We start from the raw sequence: 504 nt of genomic DNA, 5'->3' as shown, positions 1-504 counted from the left end.
GAACTATTATTACGAGAAAGATCACGGCACGCCGGGCCTAATGCGTTGCCATTACGGCTTGTATCTCCGGTGGCGCAAGATGCGGCTCAAGGACATGCATGCACAGCCCAGCTTCAAGGCTGCGCAGGCGCGCTATCCGCAAGATGCAGAGGATCTGGACAGTGCGAACGCGGAATTGAAGGAGGAGTGGAACGATTTGCTGGAGGTCGAGAAAGCTGGCGGCCCGACAATCACCCGATACGTGGAGAAGTTTGTTACGAAATGGGCCAGTGAGAATCCGAAAACGGCCGCCGTCGTTTCCACGTCTCTACTTCCGGCCGCGGTCGCTGCTGAGGTTTTTGTTCCGGGGGTTAGCGCTGCGACGGTTCTATTCGGCGACAAAGTGGTGAAACTGGTGCAAGCCCAACTCAAGGAGAAGTGGGAGCAGTGGCTGCAAGTTCGCAGCGACTGGAACATGGGGCCGCCTGAACCTGCGATCAGCGCACTCTACGACAACTACATGCA

At 56.9% G+C, this 504-nt stretch carries 1 protein-coding gene; it reads left to right on the top strand.

Annotated elements, in window-relative coordinates; genetic code table 11:
• On the top strand, positions 1 to 504 hold a 504-nt coding region (locus tag J5M73_RS31100; RefSeq protein ID WP_207816891.1), incomplete at both ends, for a hypothetical protein.

The sequence above is a fragment of the Pseudomonas sp. 50_B genome (assembly GCF_017491625.1).
Lineage (GTDB): Bacteria > Pseudomonadota > Gammaproteobacteria > Pseudomonadales > Pseudomonadaceae > Aquipseudomonas > Aquipseudomonas danubii.
Note: the sequence above shows the minus strand (reverse complement) of the source record. Positions and strands in the feature narration are given on the sequence as shown.